General features: G+C 60.5%; 16 protein-coding genes and 7 pseudogenes. 15 read left to right on the plus strand and 8 right to left on the minus strand.

Annotated elements, in window-relative coordinates:
• Window positions 1–1,116: 1,116 nt before the first annotated feature.
• Complete coding sequence (locus NKI85_RS31885; protein ID WP_352780017.1) at window positions 1,117–1,413, minus strand: hypothetical protein; 297 nt, start codon at window positions 1,411–1,413, stop codon at window positions 1,117–1,119.
• Between the two features lie 445 nt (window positions 1,414–1,858).
• On the opposite strand from NKI85_RS31885, the pseudogene NKI85_RS31890 reads away from it, so the two are divergent.
• Window positions 1,859–2,912 (plus strand): annotated as a pseudogene (locus NKI85_RS31890) (RHE_PE00001 family protein).
• A gap of 169 nt (window positions 2,913–3,081) precedes the next feature.
• Window positions 3,082–3,661 (plus strand): annotated as a pseudogene (locus NKI85_RS31895) (Tn3 family transposase); the annotation flags it as partial.
• 203 nt (window positions 3,662–3,864) lie between these two features.
• On the opposite strand, the gene NKI85_RS31900 reads toward NKI85_RS31895, so the two are convergent.
• Entirely contained in the window at window positions 3,865–5,757 is a 1,893-nt protein-coding gene (locus NKI85_RS31900) for an ABC transporter ATP-binding protein (RefSeq protein ID WP_352780018.1), read from the minus strand.
• A gap of 195 nt (window positions 5,758–5,952) precedes the next feature.
• Here NKI85_RS31900 and NKI85_RS31905 point away from each other — a divergent pair, with 195 nt between their 5' ends.
• The 4 genes and pseudogenes from NKI85_RS31905 to NKI85_RS31920 all read left to right on the plus strand — a co-directional run bounded on the left by NKI85_RS31905 (window position 5,953) and on the right by NKI85_RS31920 (window position 7,976).
• The gene (locus NKI85_RS31905; protein ID WP_502900746.1) at window positions 5,953–6,108 is read left to right on the plus strand and encodes a helix-turn-helix domain-containing protein; all 156 of its coding nucleotides are present in this window, start codon (window positions 5,953–5,955) and stop codon (window positions 6,106–6,108) included.
• A gap of 46 nt (window positions 6,109–6,154) precedes the next feature.
• On the plus strand, window positions 6,155–6,841 hold the full coding sequence (locus NKI85_RS31910) for an XRE family transcriptional regulator (protein ID WP_352531758.1): 687 nt from the start codon (window positions 6,155–6,157) through the stop codon (window positions 6,839–6,841).
• Window positions 6,842–7,017: 176 nt separating this feature from the next.
• Window positions 7,018–7,437, plus strand: a pseudogene (locus tag NKI85_RS31915) (RES family NAD+ phosphorylase); the annotation flags it as partial.
• Window positions 7,438–7,508: 71 nt separating this feature from the next.
• Window positions 7,509–7,976, plus strand: coding sequence for a GNAT family N-acetyltransferase (locus tag NKI85_RS31920; RefSeq protein ID WP_352531760.1), 468 nt, complete (start codon window positions 7,509–7,511; stop codon window positions 7,974–7,976).
• A 780-nt stretch (window positions 7,977–8,756) separates the two neighbouring features.
• Here the strand turns inward: NKI85_RS31920 and NKI85_RS31930 are convergent.
• Entirely contained in the window at window positions 8,757–8,918 is a 162-nt protein-coding gene (locus NKI85_RS31930) for a hypothetical protein (RefSeq protein ID WP_167522729.1), read from the minus strand.
• A gap of 224 nt (window positions 8,919–9,142) precedes the next feature.
• Here NKI85_RS31930 and NKI85_RS31935 point away from each other — a divergent pair, with 224 nt between their 5' ends.
• The 5 genes and pseudogenes from NKI85_RS31935 to NKI85_RS31960 all read left to right on the plus strand — a co-directional run bounded on the left by NKI85_RS31935 (window position 9,143) and on the right by NKI85_RS31960 (window position 12,085).
• Window positions 9,143–9,814 (plus strand): Crp/Fnr family transcriptional regulator, encoded by a 672-nt coding sequence (locus NKI85_RS31935; RefSeq protein ID WP_029356805.1) that lies wholly within the window; start codon window positions 9,143–9,145, stop codon window positions 9,812–9,814.
• A 261-nt stretch (window positions 9,815–10,075) separates the two neighbouring features.
• A pseudogene (locus NKI85_RS38015) lies at window positions 10,076–10,471 on the plus strand (DUF4062 domain-containing protein); the annotation flags it as partial.
• Window positions 10,472–11,009: 538 nt separating this feature from the next.
• Complete coding sequence (locus NKI85_RS31950) at window positions 11,010–11,228, plus strand: DNA ligase-like domain-containing protein (protein ID WP_352531786.1); 219 nt, start codon at window positions 11,010–11,012, stop codon at window positions 11,226–11,228.
• Window positions 11,229–11,235: 7 nt separating this feature from the next.
• Complete coding sequence (locus NKI85_RS31955) at window positions 11,236–11,514, plus strand: hypothetical protein (RefSeq protein ID WP_352780019.1); 279 nt, start codon at window positions 11,236–11,238, stop codon at window positions 11,512–11,514.
• A gap of 352 nt (window positions 11,515–11,866) precedes the next feature.
• Entirely contained in the window at window positions 11,867–12,085 is a 219-nt protein-coding gene (locus tag NKI85_RS31960) for a recombinase family protein (RefSeq protein WP_502900747.1), read from the plus strand.
• Window positions 12,086–12,391: 306 nt separating this feature from the next.
• Here the strand turns inward: NKI85_RS31960 and NKI85_RS31965 are convergent, their stop codons facing one another.
• The gene (locus tag NKI85_RS31965; protein ID WP_352531768.1) at window positions 12,392–13,096 is read right to left on the minus strand and encodes a gamma-glutamylcyclotransferase; all 705 of its coding nucleotides are present in this window, start codon (window positions 13,094–13,096) and stop codon (window positions 12,392–12,394) included.
• Window positions 13,097–13,297: 201 nt separating this feature from the next.
• Window positions 13,298–14,023: pseudogene (locus NKI85_RS31970) on the minus strand (NADP-dependent oxidoreductase); the annotation flags it as partial.
• A 27-nt stretch (window positions 14,024–14,050) separates the two neighbouring features.
• Between NKI85_RS31970 and NKI85_RS31975 the strand changes: the two are divergent.
• On the plus strand, window positions 14,051–14,260 hold the full coding sequence (locus tag NKI85_RS31975; protein WP_352780020.1) for a hypothetical protein: 210 nt from the start codon (window positions 14,051–14,053) through the stop codon (window positions 14,258–14,260).
• A gap of 735 nt (window positions 14,261–14,995) precedes the next feature.
• Window positions 14,996–17,212, plus strand: a complete 2,217-nt coding sequence (locus tag NKI85_RS31980; protein ID WP_352780022.1) for an adenylate/guanylate cyclase domain-containing protein — start codon at window positions 14,996–14,998, stop codon at window positions 17,210–17,212.
• A gap of 6 nt (window positions 17,213–17,218) precedes the next feature.
• Here NKI85_RS31980 and NKI85_RS31985 read toward each other — a convergent pair whose 3' ends face one another.
• Both NKI85_RS31985 and NKI85_RS31990 read right to left on the minus strand, forming a co-directional pair.
• Window positions 17,219–17,659 (minus strand): YHS domain-containing (seleno)protein, encoded by a 441-nt coding sequence (locus NKI85_RS31985; RefSeq protein ID WP_352531774.1) that lies wholly within the window; start codon window positions 17,657–17,659, stop codon window positions 17,219–17,221.
• A gap of 25 nt (window positions 17,660–17,684) precedes the next feature.
• A complete protein-coding gene (locus NKI85_RS31990) occupies window positions 17,685–18,239 on the minus strand; it encodes an ankyrin repeat domain-containing protein (RefSeq protein WP_352780023.1) in 555 nt (184 codons plus the stop codon).
• 702 nt (window positions 18,240–18,941) lie between these two features.
• On the opposite strand from NKI85_RS31990, the pseudogene NKI85_RS31995 reads away from it, so the two are divergent.
• A pseudogene (locus NKI85_RS31995) lies at window positions 18,942–19,235 on the plus strand (phytochelatin synthase family protein); the annotation flags it as partial.
• Between the two features lie 470 nt (window positions 19,236–19,705).
• Window positions 19,706–20,341 (plus strand): recombinase family protein, encoded by a 636-nt coding sequence (locus NKI85_RS32000; RefSeq protein ID WP_352531778.1) that lies wholly within the window; start codon window positions 19,706–19,708, stop codon window positions 20,339–20,341.
• Between the two features lie 253 nt (window positions 20,342–20,594).
• Here NKI85_RS32000 and NKI85_RS32005 read toward each other — a convergent pair.
• Window positions 20,595–22,524 (minus strand): annotated as a pseudogene (locus tag NKI85_RS32005) (adenylate/guanylate cyclase domain-containing protein).
• Between the last annotated feature and the right edge of the window lie 78 nt (window positions 22,525–22,602).

Below are 22,602 nucleotides of genomic sequence, written 5' to 3' on the forward strand. Positions count from 1 at the left end.
CGCTCCCCCCCCCTCTCGAGGTCCGGCCTGCTCAGGGGGCGCGCCCCCGCCCTCGCTCCCACACCCCCTCCCTCTCCACCCCCCCACCGGGGCCCCCGGCCCCCCCCCCCCCCCCCCCACTTCCTGTTGCCGGACTCCAGCTTAGCGAAGGGTGAAATTACATTCATGAACCCCACCATCAAAGTCGTCCGATGCGCCGAGCCCGGTAGGCTGATGTTCGAGGAGCAGCAGGCACCAGGCACTCCGCCGGAAGGCTGGGGCACTGATCAATGTCGCCTATGTCGGGATATGCAGAACCGACTACCACATCTTCCAGGGCAGGCATCCTTACCTCGCTTACCGTCGGTCGAGGAAAGGAGGATCGCCCCATAACTCAGCCGCTATGAACTTGAGGTTACCGGAGCGCATTCCCATGTTCTCTGCACCAAGCGAGTACGGCAAATCTACGAAAGACTGCGAGAGGGGCAGGTTTTCGACTACCCTATTGCCTTCGTCATCCCTGCCTACGCTGTAATTCAGGATCTGAAAAAAACGCGATTGGCCAGGATGGACAACAAATTCGCCAGGCGTCGCGATAGTGGTGGAGCCTCCGTAATTCGATATCGCATTGGAATCACGTTCATAAGGATGACCAAGGCCAAGCGGAACTCCCCCGAGCCTCTGTCCCAATTGCAGAACAATCATCTTTGCCGTCACAGCTCCGACGTTTCGAATCCCGAGCCGAATTTGAATGCCAGCGGTGGCGGCTTCACCTCCTGACCGGCTGATCGAGCGGCGAGAGAATTCAGTCTCGAGTTCAATATCAGGCGTGGCAGTTCGACGAAAGCATCCTCGATGTCGAAGTGCTCCATCGCGTAGCTGCTCGAAGCCGACCGCTTGAAATACTGCTTCGTCATGTTGCACATGTGGGGACGGCGTTTGGAGCGAGGTGTGTCAATCACGAGATACCCCGCCGTCTTGTCGCTGACAGAACCGAAGCCGTTGACCCTAATGCCGTCGTTCTTTGGCTGAAGCAGATCTCCAACCGCAGAGCTGACGGCACTAAGGGCTGCTTCCCAATTCGGGACCGGATCTAGCGCCAGCGCAGAATCGACACCATTGAATTCGCCCTGCAGTCTACGCCGACGACAATAAGCCCCCAGCCGAGTTGCTGAAGGCAGACATGGCCTTTGCGAGTGAACGGCGCCCGTCCTTTGTCAGCTTTCCTTCGTCGTTGAAGAGCGCGCCCGGCTTTCCTACGGCCGAACCCTTGAAGTCGAGCTGCAGCGTTTCTTGCGCTTCCTGCAGGATTGATTCCTGCAGAAGGGCCTCGCCTCCAACAATGGCTTCATCAAACGTCATCCTGCCCTCTCTACGACCGCCGAGGCCAAGCAGCATATCCCCTTCGCGGCCACCCATCCATGTCACGTCCATGTCGCGTGGACCTGCCGATAGTCGCAGGAAACTCTTGGAAATCAACGGTAGCAGCTTGCAACATGGTGTGACATGAAAGGACCCCTTGCCAAGGTATCCTTCCAATCAAGATGTTGAATTTACTAGCAGAAACTTGGTAGCGGGAGACCGCTACATCGCAACACCCACTATCGACGACGCCTTCTTCTACTATCGACGGCATGCGGCATAGCAGAAAACCACGAGTCTGGGGTCCAAAGGCAATGATCGGAAAAATGCAGTCTTGTTCTTGATGGGTCTCGGCGGGAGAGAGCCAATGAAATAGTAATTGGACTGTCTGATTGTATTGTTTAAGTATCGATAAGTGGTGATTATCGATAGTGAGAAGGCCGCCAGAGAAAATCCCCTGCAAGTCAACCTAACATCCAGATAGCTTGACTATGGCGAATCAACTATCATGAAACCAATGGCTTACGACATCAGCGACTTGTCCCTGAAGACCCTGATCGGGCCGGTTTCCCGCGCGACCGAGGTTTTGGTCCGCCTCGACGAGCGGGTCGCTCGCTCACCGGTCCGCGACGGTTTTGTCGAACGCCAGCATTTTGCTGACGCGGCCGCTGCCCCTCTCGTGCACCTCGAGGACCTTGTCCTGCACGACGCCCATATGGACATTCGCACACCGACCCACGAACTCACCCGCGCACATGCGGTGCCGCCGGCGGATTTTTGCGCAGAAGCCGGACTGGGCGCTCAGCCGCGACGGTTTTTTGGCGCTGACCGGCCGCGGCGGCGCGATGCCGGCATCGGGGCCAAAAAGCCGGGACGGGGAGGGCGCCGACCCCGTTGAAGCCGGCGGTCGGGATGACGCTGAGGACGACCTGCTGGCCGAAGAATTTGCCGAGATCGATGCCGTCCTGGCGCGCTCGTCAAAGATTCTCGGCGGCGCCGACGTACCTGGTCGAAAGGAGGAAACGTCACAACGTGACCGGCCGGAGCCGCAAAACGGCCTGATCTACGATCTCGACTGGAATGAAGAAGAACGCCTCGCGGAATGGCAGGACTTATTCTGGCAGGACATCGAGGTGCTGCAGCATGCCGCTTGGCTCGGGCCTCTGCTGATTGCCGCGCTGCTGCGGCAGGAAGGTCTTGCCGCCAACCATCTCGCCTGCCTGCATCTCGGCGCCAAAAACATTCCGCGCGAGCGGCGGCGAGCGCGCAATCGGTCCGACCGGTTGCTGGCCTGCCTCGATGCTATCCACGACGCCGCGCTGGTCGGCCTGAAGGAACACGATCGGCTGGTGCTGGCAAAAAGCCAGATGGAGCGAAAACTCCGCGACCGCCGCGCCAGCTCCAAACTGTCCGACGTGGTCGAACTCGTGCTGTCACGGCCACTCGTCTCGGCAGGCATGATCCAGGAGCGGCTAAAGGTGACAAAACAGGGGGCGCTCAATCTGGTCGGCGAGCTCGGGCTGCGCGAGATGACGGGCAGGGGAAGGTTTCGCGCGTGGGGAATTGTCTAGGCGCTCAGTCCACCGAGTGACGGACGCGGATTCCGGCTTCACAATCTCATTGGTGCAGTTGCGGCCTGCTGTGCGGCTGAATGGGGCATTAGCTGGAAGGGTAGTGCTTACAGAAAGCAGTGTGTTCGGTTTATGTAGGGTCAACGATGAGTCGGAACACGGAGGCGAACATGCGGGCGGCGACGTCAACGCGCGCTACGGTGTCGATCCCGGCTTCAGCTTTTACACCCATGTCTCCGACCAGCATGGACCCTATCACGTCAAGGTCATCTCGGCAGCGACACACGAGGCGCCCTACGTTCTCGACGGCCTGCTGCATCACGTTAGCAATCTCTCGATTGCTGAACATTTTACTGATACCGGCGGCGCGACCGATCATGTGTTCGCGCTCTGCGCCATGCTCGGTTTCCGCTTCTGCCCCAGATTGGGCGACTTTCCCGATCGCCGGCTGATCCCAATCGAACATCCCGCTGTCTATCCAAAGATCGCGCCGCTTCGCATCCGTGCCGACTCATCCGCGAACATTGGGATGAGGTGATGCGCCTGGTCGCCACGCCGCGCCGTCGGTGATGCTGAGGAAGCTCGCCGCCTACGAACGCTAGAACCAAGTGGACATCACCCTCCAGGAGATCGGCAAGATTGAACGGACGCTGTTCATGCTCGATTTGCTGGAACATCCGGCGCTCCGTCACCGCTGCAGGGCCGGGCTGAACAAGAGCGAACAACGCCATGCTCTCACGCAGGCCATCTAGACATTCCGCCAAGGGCGGATTCATCGATTCCAGGTGGCCGCTCCGCAATCTGCCGCAAGAAAACGATTCCCTATGTTCGCCAGGCTCTCCTTTGCATTGATCAGCGGAATCCATATTCCGAGTTCGGCCGGACCAGATCTATCGGCTAGCGGAAGTCCGCAGCGGGGTCGTTCTTTCGCGCTCCTCCATGCGCACGCCGATTAGATGCTGGCCTGCGCCTTGTAGAGGTGGGCATAGGCTCCGTCGGCAACGATCAGGGCTTCATGGGTCCCCTGTTCGGCGATCCCCTGTTCGGTCAGCACCAGGATCCGGTCCGCATTGCGAACGGTCGAAAGCCGATGGGCGATGACGATCGTCGTCCGCCCTTCGGCAAGGTCGAGCAATGCGGCCTGGACGGCCCGCTCACTTTCATTGTCAAGCGCGCTCGTAGCCTCGTCGAAGATCAGGATTGCTGGATCCTTGAGGAACGCCCGGGCGATGGTGAGGCGCTGCTTCTGGCCCCCGGACAGTTTCACACCGCGCTGTCCGATATCCGTGGCGTAGCCATTCGAGAGCGCCATGATGAAATCGTGAGCATTGGCCGCCTTTGCCGCCGCGATGATTTCGACTTCCGACGCATCCGGCCGCCCGTAGCGGGGGTTTTCCGCCACCGTACCGGCGAACAGATAGACGTCCTGCTGCACGACACCGATGCTTTGCCGCAGTGACTTCAAGCTGATGTCGCGGATGTCGGCACCGTCGATCAGGATCGCGCCTTCACTCACCTCGTAAAAGCGCGGGATCAGCGCGCATAAGGTGCTCTTGCCGACGCCGGAGGCGCCGACGAGGGCCACGAACTCGCCGGGAGCAATATCGAAGGACAGTTTTTTGAGAACATGTGGCCCGTCCTCTTCGTAGCGGAAGCCGACATCGCGAAACGCCAGGGCGCCGCACGGGCGGGCGATGTCGGAGGCACCCGACCGATCCACGATCTCCGGCTCCACCTCCAGGATCTCCATCGCCCGACTGAAGCCGGTGTAACCCTCCTGCCAGAGCCGCACGAAATTTGCCAGGCGTTTGACGGGATCGACGAGCACCGCGACGCACAGAAGGAAGGTCAGCATATCCGCAACGCCGAGCTCGGCATTGACGACCCGGACGGCGCCCATGACGATGACGGCGACCGTGATAAGCTGTGCGAAGGTCGTGTTCCCGACCGAGAAGAAGGCCTCGCTCCTGTCGCCTTCCCTGCGGCTCTGAAGAAAACGGGCATTCTCCTCGTCGAAGCGGCTGATCTCGAGTTCCTCATTGGCAAAGGACTGGACAACGCGGATACCGGCGAGCGAATCCTCGATGTGTTCATTGACCGCCGCGATCCGCTCCTTGCTGAGCCTTAGCGCCCGGTTCATGCGGCGGTTGAAATGCAACGCGTAGAGCACTGCAAAGGGCGTAGCCCCGAGAATAAGCAAGGTGAGCGGCAGGTCGATATAGGCCAGGAGGAGGATTGCGCCCGCGAATTTGAAAACCGCGATCGCCATATCCTCAGGTGCGTGATGGAAGAGCTCGCCTAACGAAAACGAGTCGTTGGTCATGCGGCTCATCAACTGGCCGACCCGCTGGCGATCGTAAAAGCTGAACGCGAGCTTTTGGCAGTGTTCGAACAGCTCCTTACGCAGCTCGCTCTCGATCTTCGCGCCCATGACGTGGCCCTGATAGTCGACGAACAGGCTGCCGAGCAGTTCCACCGCCACCAGGGCTAGCATGGCCCCGCCCATCAAATAGATCTGATTGAGGGCTTCCGGTGCGTCGGGAAGCTGGACCAGATGCTTGGTGACGTAGCTGGCGCAGAGAGGCAGGAAGAGCGCTGTCACCGAAACCAGCAGCGCGCAGGCGAGATCGGCCGCCAGCAGCGGCAGATGCGGCCTGTAATAGGACAGGAACTTCCTGGCACGCGAATACGGCTTGCTGCGCGTAGGTCGCGTTCTGGGAATCGGCTTATCTGTTGAATCGATTTCAGCCGTTGGGCCGATATTCGCTGCACTCGGCAGCCAGGGTTTCCGGTCGCTACGGGACGTGCCTCCTTGCAGGGCGGCGCTTCGCAGTCGTGTTTGCATTACGCTTCATGTCCTGTTTGTGATCTCCTTTCTTGTTGGACATGGACGCTCTCATCGTACTCTCCCCGTTCGGACGCCTGCGGCGGGGCGAAATATGCATTGCGCTCCCTCGAAAATCAACCCTTTCCATAACCAAGGCGGTCCGGCATCGGCTGTCCGGCGACGCGGCCACAACGCGAAAGTCAGCTCACCCGCATGATCCAGGACAGGTTAAAGGTGACAAAACAAGGCGCGCTCAACCTGGTCGGCGAGCTCGGGCTGCGCGAGATGACGGGCAGGGGAGGTTTCGCGCATGGGGAATTGTTTATTCCACAGCAATTCGCTATAACTTTACGAAATTATCGAACTTGACGAACTTGCGCTCTGCAACCGTATTGGTCAGCAGGAGGTTCTCACCATGGCCGCTCCAAAACGCAGCAATCATGGCGGGACCGCATCGCACGCGGGAGTCGCCACCTTGAGGTTCACCACAAAGCTTCCGGCACAGGCAGACTTCAAGAAGGTATTACTTGAACGCTATCAGGAAGCGATCGCACGCAGCCGCAAGATCGGCCACCGCGTATCGTTCCGGGTAGAGGTCGATTCGGCGGCCGATGTGCAGACGATCACACCGGTCGAGGAGCAACCGATCGCTTCGGACGATACCTTTCCCGTCGAGGACACGTGCAAGCCCGATGCCGAACTCGAGGCGGCACTTGACGAATCGCGCGCGCGTGGCCGCAAGCGTGTCGCCGAAATTGTCGCCGGGGAGGACATGCTGAGCGCGGATGCCTTTGCCAAGCTGCTCGGCACGTCGCGGGTGACGGTCAACGCCAGGCGGCAAAGCGGTCAGGTGCTCTGGATCGATGGCGCCAAACGCGGTTTCCGCTTTCCTGTCTGGCAACTCGACAAGGACGGTCGTCCCTTCGGCGCTTTGCCGGCGCTGCACGCCATGTTGGGCAATAACGCCTGGGCCGTCTATCGGTTTCTGGTGTCGCGCCATGGCGCCCTCGATGGGCGGACCGGCCTTCGAGCCCTTCAACAAGGCGATGACGCCTCGGTTTTGGCCGCGGCCGAAGGCACGGCCAGGGGCGATTTCGACTGAATGCCCGGCGTTCCACCTCCATCCGATTTCGCGCGCGCAAAGCTCGAGATCGAGACCAGACGTTCGGTCGCATCTACTGGAGCACCTATCCTGATCCATTGGGGTAAGGGAAGCCACCGAGCCGGTTCAGCGATCCGCGGCGTCGTGTTTCTGCCAACCGCTTCGGCGTTCTCTACCTCGGCGACTCCCTGAAGGTGTGCTTCCTAGAGACCGTGCTCCGCGACCGCCGCGAAGGGCTTGTCGACGATCTTCAAATAGAGGAGGTGGAGCTGATCCGACGGCGCTATGCGGAGATCGCGACCACGACAGACCTACGCCTGGTCGACCTCAGAGGCGACAATGCCGTTCGGATGGGTGTGCCGACCGATATCGTTCGGGCACAGCGCCAGAACCTGGCACGCCGGTGGTCACTGGCCTTTCACGAGCACCCATCTGAGCCCGACGGGATCATTTATCCGTCGCGCCTCAATGAGGCGACCAGTCTTGCCATTTACGATCGCGCGGTACCGAAGCTTCAGGCGAAGCGTGTTATGACCCTTCTCGGCGCGCGAGGGCTGGCTCAGGTTCTGGAGGATTTCAGGGTGGGGTTGGTGTGAACGACCGGTGTTGGGGCCGGTAGCTGTCCGTCCGGTTCGGGGCTGCAATAGGAAATCAGGGGACGTTATCGATGACGCAAATCAGAGCCATGACTGAGCAGGACGTGCCGTCGGTATCGCTGCTCATTGGAGAGTCTTGGCGCAGGACGTACTCGCCAATCATGGGTGCCGAGACCGCGGCCCGGATTTCGGATGAAGATCACACGCTGCAGCGGATTGCGGCGGAACTGACAGACACCAACAAAATGTCGTTCGTGGCAGAACGGCCAGACGGCTCGATTGCCGGCTACGCGATGGCTAAGATGAATGAAGCCGGCGACGTCATGCTTGACCGGCTCCACATCGATCAAAGCGAGTACGGCACCGGGCTAGCCGCTAATATATTGCACGCTGTCTTTGCCGCCCATTCCGGCATCCCGAGCATCGCACTCGAAGTGCTCGAGGGAAACGACCGGGCAATGGCCTTTTACCGCAAACATGGTTCGAAGTGGTCGATCGCAGGGCCGCGTCGCACGGTGCAGAAGGCCATGCATCGTTGATTATGCGCAAACTGCTATCTCGCGCCTAGTCGGAACTCGCGCATCGAACAGTACATCACGTCTTCCGTCCCCAGCGCACCGGCGGCCTCCCCGCTCGCAATCCAAATAGACGTCTTTCAGCTGTTTGATTGCATGTCAGCGTGAGCGAACGCGAGGTCCTGAGCGTCAGAAGCCGACAATGAAGCCGGACTGATTGCGATCAGCACGGTGCCGAGCGTCACAGGCGCGAGGGACTTAACAACTGACATGATCATTTTGAGATCCTCCCCAGCTCCCGTCGGTCAACATTCAGTCCTTGGGGTCGCAGGTGTAGTGCCGTTCGAAGATCCCGTCCGCGCGCCGCTGCTTGTCGAAGCCGCGATGTAAGGCTCGATCGCGCGCTCGTGGACCAGCCAAAGGGGATCTCGGCCGAGGCGTAGCCACTGCCGGCGGCCAACCGTTTCGGGATCGAGGCCCAAGCGATCCTGGTGCGCTCGATCGTCGTGCCGGCCGCGCCTGCCTCCGCATGACGGATGGCGCGGCTTCGCAAAGCGCACATGATTTCGTCACGTGAGATGCCGATGTCGCCAAGAACGTCATCGGGTAAACGGCTCAACTGGTCCGTTGCCGACAAGAGAGCTTTTCGCTCGGCGCGGAGGCGTAAACACATGCGAAATGGACCAATGGCGGCAGCATGAATTATAACCATGATCAGATCGTCCCTTCATTGATCTGAATTGACCGGTACGGAACGGCGCGAACGGCACTCCGGGCGAGAGCGTCAGCCGTCCGCGAGGCAAGTTAGGCGTAGTGGTCGATGGATTGGTTTTGCCGCGGCGTGCCCATACGGCGGGCGGTGGCTGGCCCCGGGCCACGCATGTAATAAAGCTCCGGGCGGTAGCGCGGCGCGACGAATTTGCGAAACCCCGCAGCAAGTTTTGTGACGGGAGCCAAGAATTTCATGACTGTTCCCTTTCCCTTCGCCGGCTTGCACACGAGCCGGCGGGCCTGACGTTGCAACAAGGATATGACAGTCGAACCAGGCTCGGCTGTGGGAATTCCCACACCGGGGAGAACATTGGCGAAATCCGCTCCCAGTTTGCATCCCGGAAAGCGGGGCCTGCGGCCATCAAATTTCCTTGGATAGGGAGTAAGGTGAAGTACACTTGATTGAACAAGAGACCGTTGTGACAGGCTCTCTGGCCTTCATCTCAAGACTTTGCGATGCCGACCTCGCCGCGCTGACCAAACGGTGGCACGAGCGCAGCTATCGACACAACGAGCTAATCATTTCCCACGGCGACACTGGTCGCGATGTCTTCTTCCTGCTGGAAGGACGGGCTCGCGTGACACTGGTTTCAGCGGACGGCAGGGAGATAGCGTATCGCGATGTCGAACCGGGTGACATTTTCGGGGAGCTCGGAGGCATTGACGGGATTGCACGCTCTGCCAGCGTAGTCGCGCTGGAGGCAACCCGCGCTGCACGGCTGTCCGGCACAGCATTCCGGGATATCGTGATGACCCACCCGACTTTTGCCTGGATGCTGCTTGAGCATCTGTCTGCCCAGCTCCGGCGCATGACCGAGCGGGTATTCGAATACAGCACTCTGGTCGTGCGAAAACGGCTGATCGTCGAGCTCCTGCATCGGGCGGAGAAAGCCGCACTCGTGGATGGCGAGGTGTCCATAAGCCCGGCACCGACGCATTCCGAGCTGGCGGCAACGATGAGCACGCACAGGGAAGCGGTCTCGCGCGAAATGAGCGACCTCGCGAAGAGAGGCCTGATCGAAAAGCGCGGCAGCAGGTTATTGCTGCATGACGTCTCGGCACTACGGGCGCTGGTCGACAAGAAGGAATAGCGAAGGCTGTCGCTGCGGCGGGGGGCACCGCACGTTTCATACTCCTCGGCCGCAAGTGATTATTCCTTCCGGCAAACCGGGCAACCTAGCGTGCCAGCCCGCGGGTCGGGTTTTGATCGCTTCACCCCTTGCAAGAATCATGACTCGGCTTCTTGATGCGGGCACGGAACGTTATCCCCAGCCTGCTTGCAGACTTACAAGGGCGGATCGAAGGGTGAAGCCGCATGGACGTTAAATACCAAATCTTCGTCAGCTCGACCTATGCCGATTTGGTGGACGAAAGACGGTCGGTCATCGAGGCCGTTCTTAACCTCGGGCATATTCCTGTGGGGATGGGAGGCATTCCAAGCCAGCGACGACACTCAATGGGATTACATTAAGCGGCGCATCGATGACAGCGACTACTACGTACTCATCGTAGCAGAGCGGTACGGCTCAGAGTTGAAGGGTAAGAGCTACACCCAGATGGAGTACGAGTACGCGGTCGCCCAAGGCGTGCCTACCGTGGCGTTTTTGCTCGAAGGCGGTGCTCGCAAGACGTGGGCCGCGGAAAAGGTCGAGTTCGAGAAAAAGGCCAAACTCGAGAGATTCCGAAAGCTGTATGAAAAGAAGCTCGTCAAATATTGGCGCAACAAGGACGATTTGGCGGGTAAGGTTGCGATGGCTATTAGACGTTATGACCGTGGTCTGAGCGGCGGTCCGCCCTTAGTCTTCGCAGCTGTTAAGCAAACGGGGGTTGCTCGGGAGTGCCCAGCCGAGCCCCAAGCGAAGAAAGGACGGGCCATGGAGCAAAATAACGTTTTTTACGTCGGTGTCGATGTGTCGAAAGCCAAGCATGCTGTCGCGATTGCCGAGGGCGGACGCGGTGGAGAGGTCCGGTATTTCGGCGAGGCGTTCCCCGCGCGTCGTCACCGGAACGTCGTAGCCGTGAAGCCGAACCGTGACGGTCCCGTCATCGTGAACAAGCGTCACCTCGCCAGTCATCGTGATCGTGTCGCCTTCGGACAGTTTCGCCATCGGCATCGCCCTCGCAAAGGCCGCCGCTGAACTGGACGTGGAAAGCGCCATCATCGACGGTGAGATCGTCGTACGAGACTGGCCTGTCTGACTTCGGAGCCTTGCGGAAAGCCATCACTCGACGCCAGCACGACCTCTATTCGTCGCCTTCGATCTTCTGCATCTCAATGGTCACGACCTGCGCGACATGGCGCTGGAGGACCGCCGCGAGATCCTTGCCGAGATGATCCCGGACGGTGGCCGTATCCAATTCAGCCAGGCGCTTCCCGGCGAGGCTAAGGCGATCTTCCACCTGATAGACCAGGCGGGGCTCGAAGGCATGGTGTCGAGGCGCAAGGACAGCAAATACCGGAGCGGCAATTCGACGGCTTGGCTCCAAGGCTTACAGCATCGATGAATACGAGTTGCTCGGCGTCGAGCGTGAACCCGGAAAGCCGGCTTTCGCCCTAATGGCCGAGCGTGGCACAGGACGCTATGTCGGGAGCGCCTTTATCACCTTGAACCGGGAGATGCGGGAACGCCTCTGGGAGCGCGTACAGGAGCATTCTGGGCCTGCGCCAAACGGGATGAAACGGCCGGCGACGCAATGGGTCAAGCCGGGGCTGATCGGCCGCGTGAAGCATCTCCACGGCGAGGAGAATCTGCGCCATGCCTCGCTGCAGGATTTTCGGGAGGAAGACTAGGGTAAAACTCAGTCATTCTGGCTATGCCGCGAATGGCCGAGATGGGTTAATTGCGGGCAACGGCGAGACTGGACTGAAGGGCAGCTCAGGGTCATGGCGGTGAATTGACCCGGAGCAAGCGAGCTTCCGCTTAGCGTCGATTCCGGCGGCCTGGTTTTCGCAAAGTCCCGGATTAAAGCGCTGTTTTGCGTCTGATTTTTGCACCGTCCCACAATAGGCAGTTTCGCGACCACCGCAACCATGGCGGTTGCTGCGGCGTATTTCTGACCCAGGCTATGGGGCTATCCGCTTGTCCGAATTCTGAGCCAGAGCGCAATGAGGTATATCTAAATGAGCCGAGCGGGAGGGGGATATGCACATTGCTCGTGTTTATCTGCGGGTCAGTACGCAATGGCAGGATCTTGATCGCCAGGAATCGATCATCGCTGAGGCGAGGGATGCCGGGTACTACATCGCCGGCGTCTACCGCGAGAAGGCATCCGGCGCTCGCGCCGACCGGCCGGAGCTGCTTCGTCTAATCGCGGACCTTCAGCCGGGGGAGCGGGCGGGAATATGCCGGACGCCAAGCTGACACGAACGCATTATTGTCTTCCGGTCTGGCGGCAACAGTATCAGCAGGACGGCGAAGCTGACCGGCTGCAGCGAAGCGCAGGTGAAGCGCGTCTGGGTTCGACATCAGAAGGAAAGCGGGAAGCAGGAAATGTCGTAACAAAAATTGAGTTCTGCGACTGTGCAAAAGACAGTTGCAAAACCGTCGCTTTGATCGGGAGTTTTCGCGACAAGGGAAGGTCGCGAGAGGTGGATTTCTTTGTAGCTTCCTCGATCGGAGGAGAAAGAAGCGCCAACTGCGGATGCTTGAAGCGACCGCTCCGTTGGCTCAAAGAACGTTCCGCTCCGCCGGGTTTCGCTCTATCAACTCCGCCACAAGGCGTTGAAGCCGCCAGAGGCTGCTGTCATGTATGCCTTTGGCTTCGAGGTGAGAAACTGTATTGAACAGGTATTCGGCCCCGCTTCCCCAATGACCGCAGGCCAGGGCCAGGACATCGGCAACGGCTTCAAGCGACTGACGACCGGCATAGAGAGGTGACGCGCGGTTCATCACAAAGGCCAAGGCCGAGATAGGCCCGGAAGCGGTCGCCACCGTGATCCACCGGGGCATGCTGTTGGCCGGCTTGTAGGTGAATTCGCGTCGAAAGAGTTTGCCGAATTGGCGTTCGAGGTTGTCCTTTGGCAGGTCGTACAGGACGCCGCTGCATTGCCCCCCACGATCGAGGGCCATCATAAGGCCTGGCTGCTCCGGCGTGCCCCGAAAACGGGTCATGCGAAAGCAGAAAGCGCGATGCCACCCACGAGCGAGGCCTCCCTGCTCACCGATATGCTCGATCTCCGGCTTCCAGATCAAGGAGCCGTAGGCGAACAGGCGGGTCGGTGCTTTCGGGGCCGGATGAGTTCGGATCATTTGCTCGACCCAGCTGTCGTAGTCGGCATCGGTGTGTAGCTCGGCACCTGGCGTCAACCCCTGGTCGTGAACGACCTTGTGGACCCGCGCGACGTGGTCCGCGGTCAAGGTCAGCTTTCTCATTTGGCTCGGCATCCCGTGCTCCATCGGATCAAGATCGCGTATCCTTGGCAGATGCTACGGGCGTTGCAAGGTACGAACCGATGCACGGCGTGAATGCGTCATCTTTGCCCCTTCACCGATGACAGCAAAGCGCCCCGCATATTCGCCCTCGAACGATTCCATGTGGTTTCGGCAATCTAGGTTTGGGAGACGCTTTTCTACTCACTGTGAAACCCTGACCAACAGCTTACCGAAATTGCGGCCCTTGAGAAGACCGATGAAGGCCATCGGCGCGTTCGCGAGTCCCTCGACAATGTCCTCACGATATTTGACCTTACCCGCTTGGAGCCAGGCCGAAACGTCCCTGCGGAAGTCGTCGATCTGCGCGTCGAAATCAGAAACGATAAAGCCTTGGACCGTCCATCGCTTCGTCAGCACTGCTCTCATGAACGCAACCAGACGGTCTGGACCAGCCGGAGGTCCTACATCACTGTAGTGGGCAACCAAGCCACAGACGGGGATGCGGGCAAAATCATTGAGAAGTGGAAACACGGCATTCCAAACATGCCCGCCAACGTTCTCGAAATAGATATCGATGCCGTCCGGGCAGGCGGAGCGCAACTGCTCCGCGAGGTCGGCAGCATGATGGTCCAGCGCGACGTCAAAGCCGAGTTCTTCCCTGACATAGCGGCATTTCTCAGCGCCGCCGGCAACGCCAACCACCCGGCAGCCGTGCAATTTCCCGATCTGGCCGACCAATGAGCCGACCGGCCCGCTGGCCGCTGCAACCACAAATGTTTCGCCCTGTTTCGGCCGGCCGATATTGAGCATTCCGGTATACGCTGTCTGGCCTGGCATTCCGAGGACGCCGAGGGCCGTCGAAATGGACCCAACATCCAGGTCAACCTTCCGCAATCCCGTGCCGCTTGAGACAGTGAATGTTTCCCAGAAAGGGGAGAACGCGCGCTGCACGAGATGCCGAACTACGGCTCCTCGCACCGGGTGGTGATCATGGCGCTGGTCAAACTCAACCGGCTGGACGAGGCGCAGGCGGCGACGCGGCGGCTGATGGAGGCGTTCCCGACCTACACGCTCACTCTGCAGAGACAGATCAACCCGTGGCTGGACAAGGTGTTCGCCGAGCGTTACGTCGAGGCGCTGGGCATCTCCGGCGTGCCGGAGTGATCGTCGCGGCTGCAAAGATGCCCTCTCCTGCGCGTCACGTCCGGCGAGGCGACGTCCCTTGATCCCGCGTCGCTTCTGGAAGGATAGTTCTCTGGCCGGCTTGTCCGAGGACTGAGCGAGTAGAGCAGCCGTGAACAGCCGGCGAGCTCTCTGTTGGGTTCGCGTCGAACTTCCGGTTTCCACCCGAGTCGGCCTTTCAACGCTCACCTCGGGCTTTATGTGGCTCAGGTTTTTGAACCAGCGGACCGCGCCATGACTTGTCATTGATTGGGTGACTGCCGAACGGCCAATTTCGCCTGTAAGGGCGACGTTCAAGTTGCCGCGATGATTTTGAGGCGGTGCTGAACTGGTCGCTATAGCGCGGTCGCTGACGGCAGCTTGGTTAGTTATAGAGGTCTACACCGGCAGAAACGTGCTCTGCTGGCCACCAAGCTCGATCATCTTGCGGGAGGCAGCCCACCCATTTGACCAGTTACCCGTCTTGTAACATGCGGTCGAGTTCGGCCGGAAGGCGGATGGAAGAGTATTTCGCGAACCAGCCGGGAAAAGGGCGGTACGTTGGCTTCAGGTAGAAAACTAGTGAATCGTATTGCTGATGGCCAACAACGGAACTCATTCGAGACTGCTGGGATGGAGATGGCTTTGGATGGGCCTATCATGGTAAATATCGGAATGACGCAGCGTTCGCCGCAAGTGTAGCGAAAAATCGGCAGAAACTCTCGAACGTCCATCGCAATGGCCGAAGACAAATTGGAACGGCGGCTCGCCGCGATCCTAGCCGCCGACATCGCCGGCTATTCGCGGCTGATGGGGGAGGACGAGGAAGGAACTCTGCGAGATCTCAGGGCCGTGGACGAGGAGGTTCTGTCTCCCCAAACGGCGCAGCACCAGGGGCGCATCTTCAAGCGCATGGGCGATGGCTTCCTCGCCGAATTTCCCAGCGTAGTGGAGGCGATGCGCTGCGCGCTCGCCATTCAAGGCGATATGGCGGCGCGCGCCGCGGCCAGCCCCGGTGCCCGCAAGCTCGCGTTTCGCATCGGCGTGCACCTGGGCGACGTCATCGCCGATCGTGGTGATGTGTTCGGCGACGGCGTCAATGTAGCCGCGCGCCTGCAGGCGCTGGCGGAGCCCGGCGGCATCTGCGTGCATCGTTCCGTGCGCAACGAGGTGCGCGATCGCTTGCCTGTCAGGTTCGTCGACATGGGCGAAATCGAGGTCAAGAACATCGCCCGGCCGATCCGCGCCTTCCGGGTGACGCTTGACGGCGTGGCGGCCGGCACCCGAGCGGCCCCAGGTCGCAAACCGAAGTTCGCCCTACCGGCAATCGCCGCGGCGCTGCTCGCGTTCGTCGGGTTGGCCGTGGCGGCCCTCTGGCTGAGCGGCGCGCCGCGACCTGATGCCACCGATCCGGCAGGCGCCGGCAAGCGGTCGATCGCCGTCCTGCCCTTCGCCAATGTCAGCGGCGATTCCGACCAGGACTACTTCGCCGACGGCCTGAGCGACGGTCTCATCACCCAGCTCACCGGCCTTTCCGGCCTCTTCGTCATCGCCCGCGGCTCGGTGCTACCCTACAAGGGAAAGACCGTCAACCCCCAGACGGTCGCCGGCGAATTGGGCGTTCGCTACGTCCTCGAAGGCAGCGTGCGCAAGTCCCAGGACCACTTGCGCATCAGCGCCAACCTGGTGGAAGCCGAGACCGCCCAGCAAATCTGGGCCAAGCAGTTCGATAGGCGCCTCGAGGACATCTTCACCGTGCAGGACGAGGTGATCAACGAGATCGTGGCGGCGCTTGCGGTGGAGCTCACCTCCGCGGAAGCGGCTGGGCTGACGCGCATTCCGACCGCTAACCTCGAGGCCTACGATTGGTTTCTGCGCGCCGAAGCGCAAAGCTATTATGTCGTCGACGCCACGACGCAAGCCCGGGCCTTGGCCGCCTACGACAAGGCGATCGCACTCGATCCTTCATTCGCCGATGCCTATGCCGGCTATGCGCGGGCATTAGCGGAAATCTGGCGGGCCGTGGGGGACCAGATCCTCTCAGCGACAGTCGCCCGCAAGCGCGCCTATGAGGCCGCCGGCAAGGCACTGGAGCTCGATCCCAACAATGCGCGGGCCTTCGCGGCGCTTGCCACCTTCCAACTGGCCGACGGCCGCCATGACGATGCCATCGCCTCGGTGCGACGCGCAGTCGCGCTCAATCCCGGCGATGCCGAGGCCAAGGCGAACCTCGCCATGGTGCTGGCCTATTCCGGCGAACTCGACGAAGCGGTGGACACCTTTGCCCAGGCGATGCGCTTGAACCCGAAACCGCCGCCCGGCTTTCTTCAGGTTGCGGGAATCGTGCACACGCTGGCTGGGAAATACGATTTGGCACGGGCCGAGCTCGAGACGGTTATGGCTGCCTGGCCGACCTCGGAAAACACCCATGAATATCTGGCTGCCACCTATGCCGCGCTCGGCCGAACCGACGAGGCGCGGGAGCTCGCTGCCTTCTTGACAAATTTACCATTCGGCAACTTGGCCGCCATTCGCATTCTCTACACTGGCTTTTTTCGCAATCCCTCCGATCTCGCACGCTACCTCTCCTTACTCGCCGAGGCCGGCATTCCCGAATGGCCTCTCGGCTACCGGGGCAACGAGCAGGTTCGCGTTCGTGGCGAAGCCCTGACTGCTTTGGCCGTAGGTCGTGGCTGGCAGGGAGTTACGGCCATCCGACGCAGCGAAAAAGTACCATTCTTTCTGCAGGTCACCAAAGACTACCGTGTCGCCTATCGCGGCGCCAACACCTTTCTGACCGGGCTGGCGCGAATCGAGAACGACCAGTTCTGTCTGCAATTCGAGGCGAGCTTCCGCGGGCACTGGCACTGCGGCGCGGTCTATGCGGACAAGAGCGCCGGCCTGGACTACGCGCTGGTTCTGCCCGACACGCTTCGCTATTTCTCTGTCAAATAGCGCGTTCTATTTCTGCAGCTCGGCATGCACGGCCGGCCAGTTAGTGTCCGCCTTGGGCCGGTTGGCGGCAAGGTCCTCGAAGCCCGCGCCGGCGGAAAGATAGAGCTTGCCGTCGATGATCTGCCAGACCTCCGGCTCGATGTTGACCGTCATCTCGTTAAAGGCGACGCCCTCGCTGCACAGGCCGCCATATTGCGGCGCGTAGTCCATCGGGCTGGCATCGAACAACTTCCGGTTTTCGTCGCTGGAGAACTGCCAGGTGGCGCCGAGCCATTCCGATTGGAACTTCTCAGAGCCCTTCACCGCCCGTTTTTCGGTGAAGTAGGCAACCGTGTCGTAGCCCTCGATGGCGACGCTGCCGAAGTAGCCGGTGTTGACCTCGCCGGCCAGCGCCGGCATGGTCCAGACGGCAGCGATGCAGAGACACGTCAATCCGAGGCGTTTCATGGTGCTCGTCCTTTCATTTGGAGACTTAAGGTAGACGCGCCGTTTCGGCCGCCAGCTTCAGGCACTCCCCACTCCACCCACCCGCTACCTTCGCCGGCTGGCAACGGCCACCGCGCGCCAGCAGGAAGGCGATTGTCTCCTTCCGCGCCTTGAATCCGGCCCGGGTTAACGCCGTAAAGCCGTGCCGCTCGGTTGCTTCCGAATCCGCACCGGCCGCCAGCAGCATCGCCAGTATGTCCGGATGGTTTTCTTCGGCGGCGACGATGAATGGCGTCGTCTTGAATCGGTTCTCAGCATCGCTAGGCGAAGCCCCGGCCACCAGCAGCTGCCGCACACATTCCGCGCACCCCGCATAGGATGCGCCGTGCAAAGCCGTCATTCCCCGGTTGTTCCTTGCCACGACATCGGCACCGCGTTTGATCAGAAAGGCGACGGCTTCCGGCCGGCTGGCGAGGCAGGCTACGACCAGCGCGGTCTCACCGGTGGGGTTTTTCTCGTCGATGGCCGCGCCGCCATCGAGCAGGGCCTTGAGTGCCGTTTCATCACCGGATTGCGCCGCATCATGAAGGGATCCGGCCATCGCGGCTGTCGCCGTCAATCCGAACCAGAACGCCACCGCAGACAGTGGTCTGAGCATATCGCTTCCTGCTGAATGAACAATACTAGCACGCTGACCGTTTCCTGGTCCAGCCCGGCGCTGCGGAGCTGGGGTTCCGTTCACAGCTGTACCAGTGATGCAGGCCATCGCCTCGCAGAACCAGGACGCTGGAACCATCTCACCTTTGAGCGATGATCCCTTCATCAGCCTGCCAGCCGCGGCGCGCTGATCTGCCCGGCCTGTGCCCGAGAGCACAGCGATCGAGCCGTCACCTAACCCACGTCACGGGCGCGATCCACTCGACTCGAATGCTGCTCTGGCTAAGCCGACGGTCTGCTATGGCACGGCACGCGACGTTGATGTCTCAACACGCGAGGTCCGGATTGGGTCAGATCGCGTCATGCGACGCTCGCAACTGAACGACCGCCAAAAGGGTCGAACTCGGTCGTTCAGAGCGATTTGGATGGTTTTGGCGGCGAGAGCAGCCGGCCAGGAGGAGATCCCGAACTTTGAACGAAGTTGTCGGCCGGGCGCGCCTGATACGGCCCCTCCTCTCGAACCCGACCTTCGACCCTGAACGGGGATGGTGATACACGCCCGTCCTTCTGGTATAGTGGCACGATCACCCAGCGGAGACGTTGCCATGTCTAAGCACTTCGTTCATGGGGCAGTGCCGCCGACAGCTCAGTCGACGAGTTCCGCAAGCTGGCGAGTTCCCATCTCGGCCAGTCGAACCATTTCGTGATCGTCAACTACCTCCGCAAGGCAATCGGACAGGAGAAGGGCGGCCATATCTCGCCGCTAGCAGCCTATGATGGGAAATCAGACCGCTTCCTCATCCTTGATGTCGCACGGTATAAATACCCTCCAGTGTGGGTGAAGACATCTGAGCTTTTCGATGCCATGAACACCCAGGACTCCGACAACGAGAACAAGACCCGCGGCTTCGTCCTGGTATCGGCGGCTTCTGTTCAATAGTGATCACCGCCTTCAACGCGATCATCCGGTCTGTGAGCGAGGGGTCACGCGCATTGATGCGGGGCCCCACAAACCATCCCGCCCCCGCCCGCCGATGAACCCGGTGGGTGCCGACCCGGCATGCGCTCGCCCCGGCGGCGGTGGTCTCACACGCTGGCGTTCTAGGGTCAAACTCTACCAACTGGCTGCCGCCAATGGCCGAGATGGATGGTTTGTTGCTGTTCGCCTCGTCCACTGGAACGAGTAAGGTGCGTTGATTCCGGCCGCCTGGTTTTCGCAAAAGTCCGGATCAAAGCGACGGTTTTGCGTCTGCTTTTTGCACCGTCCCACAATAGGCAGTTTCGCGACCCCCGCAACCATGGCGGTTGCTGCGGCGCATTTCTGACCCAGCTTATGGGGCTATCCGCTTGCCCGGAATTCTGAGCCAGAGCGCATTGAGGTAATCTAAATGAGCCGAGCAGGAGGGGGACATGCACGTTGCTCGTGTTTATCTGCGGGTCAGTACGCAAGGGCAGGATCTCGATCGCCAGGAATCGATCATCGCTGAGGCGAGGGATGCCGGGTACTACATCGCCGGCGTCTACCGCGAGAAGGCATCCGGCGCTCGCGCCGACCGGCCGGAGCTGCTTCGTCCAATCGCGGACCTTCAGCCGGGGGAGGTTGTCGTTGCCGAGAAGATAGACCGCATCAGTCGTCTGCCTTTGCCTGAAGCTGAAAAGCTGATCGAAACAATTCGGAATAAGGGTGCTCGTCTTGCCGTACCTGGTGTGGTGGATCTTAGCGACATCGCGGCCAGCGCTGACGGCGTTGCCAAGATCGTGCTCGAGTCCATTCAGGAAATGTTGCTGAAGCTCGCCCTGCAAATGGCTCGAGACGACTTCGAGGATCGTCGCGAACGCCAGAGGCAAGGCATCGAATTGGCAAAGGCGGGCGGGAAATATGCCGGACGTCAAGCTGACCTGGTGACACACGAACGCATTATTGTCTTCCGGTCTGGCGGCAACAGTATCAGCAGGACGGCGAAGCTGACCGGCTGCAGCGAAGCGCAGGTGAAGCGCGTCTGGGCTCGACATCAGAAGGAAAGCGGGAGTTGTCGCAAAAGTTGAGTTCTGCGACTGTGCAAAAGTCAGTTGCAAAACCGTCGCTTTGATCGGGAGTTTTCGCGACAAGGGAAGGTCGCGAGAGGTGGTTTTCTTCCGCAGCTTCCCTCAATCGGAACGAGAAAGAAGCGCCACTTGCCGCCATTCATCGTTTGGCCAGTGAACTGTCGCTTTCGATGCACAGCGGTCGTTCCTGGCAACGCGCGCCGTTCGCGCGCTGGCGAGCAGCGGCCCTCGCCTTTCTTTGCACAAGGGTGTTCTATGGCTGCCCGAGAGGCTTTGCCTCCCCCGCCTCGCATTCCGACAATCGCACAGGTTTGGCGAGTTTCGCCAGCGCCTCGGGCTTGGCGCAAGCCGGAAAGCCGGCGAGCGGCATTGTTTCAATAAACCGGCTGCGCTCTTTAGTGCTCAAGCCGACTTCATTAATCATGCTCTCGACGGTCAGGTCCGGGTATTGCTTGAGAGTTTCCCTAACCGAAGCATTCGCCTCATCCATTCGACCCAGAGCCGCAAGGGAGCTGCTAAGCACCACCCACTTCCACTTGTCGTAGTTGTTAGGCGTCATGCGCTCCAGCATCTTCAACGCGTCCTCATATCGGCCGGCCATAAAATAGGCAGGGGGCGAAGAAGTTGGACGTCCACATCGGGTAGTTCGGGTCGAGCCGCATTACTTGGTCGACCATCTGAGCGCCGCGTTCGGGTTCATTGAAGCGTGCCGCATAGCCGGTATAGAATGTCAGGATTTCGGACGAACCAGGAGCAAGACGAAGGGCCGTGTCCAGCTCAGCCTTGGCGCGGGCGTTGTCGCCCTTCTGGCTGAGGCTCATACCAAACACGGCGTGTGCCTCAGCGTCACTTGGATCGAGCCGCACCGCGCGTTCGGCCACATCGGCAGCCGCCTTGATCTCGCTCTCGGGATTGATACCGAAGCCAGCCAATATACCATGAGCATGATAAAGTTCTACCCAGGCGCGGGCCAGCCCGGGGTCCAGCTCAACGGCGCGGTTGAGAAGCGCGATGGCCTCCTCCTCATCCGCTATGGTGATCTTTTCAATCTTCTCGGTCCCGAGCAGATAATAATCATAAGCATTCAGGTTTTCAGGTCGTTTACGTTTGGCCGCGGCCCGCCCGGCCGCCTGAATCAACCCTACGCCGCCGCCCAGACGGTTGGTGACTTGCTCTGCGATCTCGGTCTGGACGGCGAAAACGTCCTCAGCGGGCCGGTCCCAACGATCCGACCAAAGATGGTTGCCGGTTTGTGCATCGATCAACTGCGCGGTGACCCGCACCCGCCCATTTTGCCGCTGGATAGAGCCTTCCAGTACGAAGCCGACATGGAGCGCACTTGCTACCTGGCGGGCATCCACCGGCTTGCCTTTGTAAACTTCCGTCGAATTCCGGGCCACGACCTCAAGTTCGGGAAACCGCGCGAGGTCGGTGATGATATCCTCAGTCAAGCCATCGGCCAAACGCCCGGTGGCCTCGTCGCCGCCATAATTATTGAAGGGCAGCACCGCGACCGACGGCTTGGCCCCCAGTGGCGCGGGCTGAAAGAACCACCAGGTCCCTCCACCCGCCAGAGCCAGCACCACGAGGGCCGCCGCAGCCGTCCTGGTCCAGCGCGGCATCGCCTTGCGAAAGGTCCAGCGCGCCCGCTTGCCATCGAGCCTCAGCCGGTACATCCGCACGGGGCGGTTGATATTCTTGACCTGCTGCTCGCCAACGAAATCGAGTGGCCAATCAAGCTTGCCCTGCAAATGGTCGTAGGCCGTACCTGACACCATTACCCCGCCCGGCTCGGCAAGCTGCTCTATGCGAGCGGCGATATTGACGCCGTCGCCATACACATCGCCATCAACCAGCGCCACATCGCCAAGATTTATCCCGATGCGGAACACAATCCGCTCATGCTCCGGCAATCCACCATTGCGAACGGCCACAGCTTTTTGAATTTCGGCCGCGCAGATCACCGCATCGACCACGCTGTCGAAGGCGACAAGCGCGCCATCGCCCATCAGCTTGACGACGCGGCCATGGCGCTGGGAGATGGTGGGATCAATCAACTCAGCGCGCATGGCCTTCAGTCGCGCGATGGTGCCGGCCTCATCAGCCTCCATCGCCTTCGAGTAGCCAACCATATCGGCCGCCAGGATCGCCAGCAGCTTCCGATTGAGAGGGGGAACCGCCATATGCGCCTCTTTATGGCACAACCCTACACCCATGGAAGCGTCGGAGCCAGAACGCGCCGTTGGCCGCGCGGTGAATGA

The sequence above is a fragment of the Mesorhizobium sp. M0571 genome (assembly GCF_040320985.1).
Taxonomy (GTDB): domain Bacteria; phylum Pseudomonadota; class Alphaproteobacteria; order Rhizobiales; family Rhizobiaceae; genus Mesorhizobium.

Excerpts from the sequence above, each read along its gene's own strand:
- NKI85_RS31930 (WP_167522729.1), bottom strand. The coding sequence starts at position 8,918 with ATGAAATTCTTGGCTCCCGTCACAAAACTTGCTGCGGGGTTTCGCAAA.
- NKI85_RS31885 (WP_352780017.1), bottom strand. The coding sequence starts at position 1,413 with ATGGACGTGACATGGATGGGTGGCCGCGAAGGGGATATGCTGCTTGGC.
- NKI85_RS31920 (WP_352531760.1), top strand. The coding sequence starts at position 7,509 with ATGACGCAAATCAGAGCCATGACTGAGCAGGACGTGCCGTCGGTATCG.
- NKI85_RS31910 (WP_352531758.1), top strand. The coding sequence starts at position 6,155 with ATGGCCGCTCCAAAACGCAGCAATCATGGCGGGACCGCATCGCACGCG.
- NKI85_RS31985 (WP_352531774.1), bottom strand. The coding sequence starts at position 17,659 with ATGAAACGCCTCGGATTGACGTGTCTCTGCATCGCTGCCGTCTGGACC.
- NKI85_RS31905 (WP_502900746.1), top strand. The coding sequence starts at position 5,953 with ATGATCCAGGACAGGTTAAAGGTGACAAAACAAGGCGCGCTCAACCTG.
- NKI85_RS31960 (WP_502900747.1), top strand. The coding sequence starts at position 11,867 with ATGCACATTGCTCGTGTTTATCTGCGGGTCAGTACGCAATGGCAGGAT.
- NKI85_RS31965 (WP_352531768.1), bottom strand. The coding sequence starts at position 13,096 with ATGAGAAAGCTGACCTTGACCGCGGACCACGTCGCGCGGGTCCACAAG.
- NKI85_RS31975 (WP_352780020.1), top strand. The coding sequence starts at position 14,051 with ATGCCGAACTACGGCTCCTCGCACCGGGTGGTGATCATGGCGCTGGTC.
- NKI85_RS32000 (WP_352531778.1), top strand. The coding sequence starts at position 19,706 with ATGCACGTTGCTCGTGTTTATCTGCGGGTCAGTACGCAAGGGCAGGAT.
- NKI85_RS31900 (WP_352780018.1), bottom strand. The coding sequence starts at position 5,757 with ATGCAAACACGACTGCGAAGCGCCGCCCTGCAAGGAGGCACGTCCCGT.
- NKI85_RS31980 (WP_352780022.1), top strand. The coding sequence starts at position 14,996 with ATGGCCGAAGACAAATTGGAACGGCGGCTCGCCGCGATCCTAGCCGCC.
- NKI85_RS31990 (WP_352780023.1), bottom strand. The coding sequence starts at position 18,239 with ATGGCCGGATCCCTTCATGATGCGGCGCAATCCGGTGATGAAACGGCA.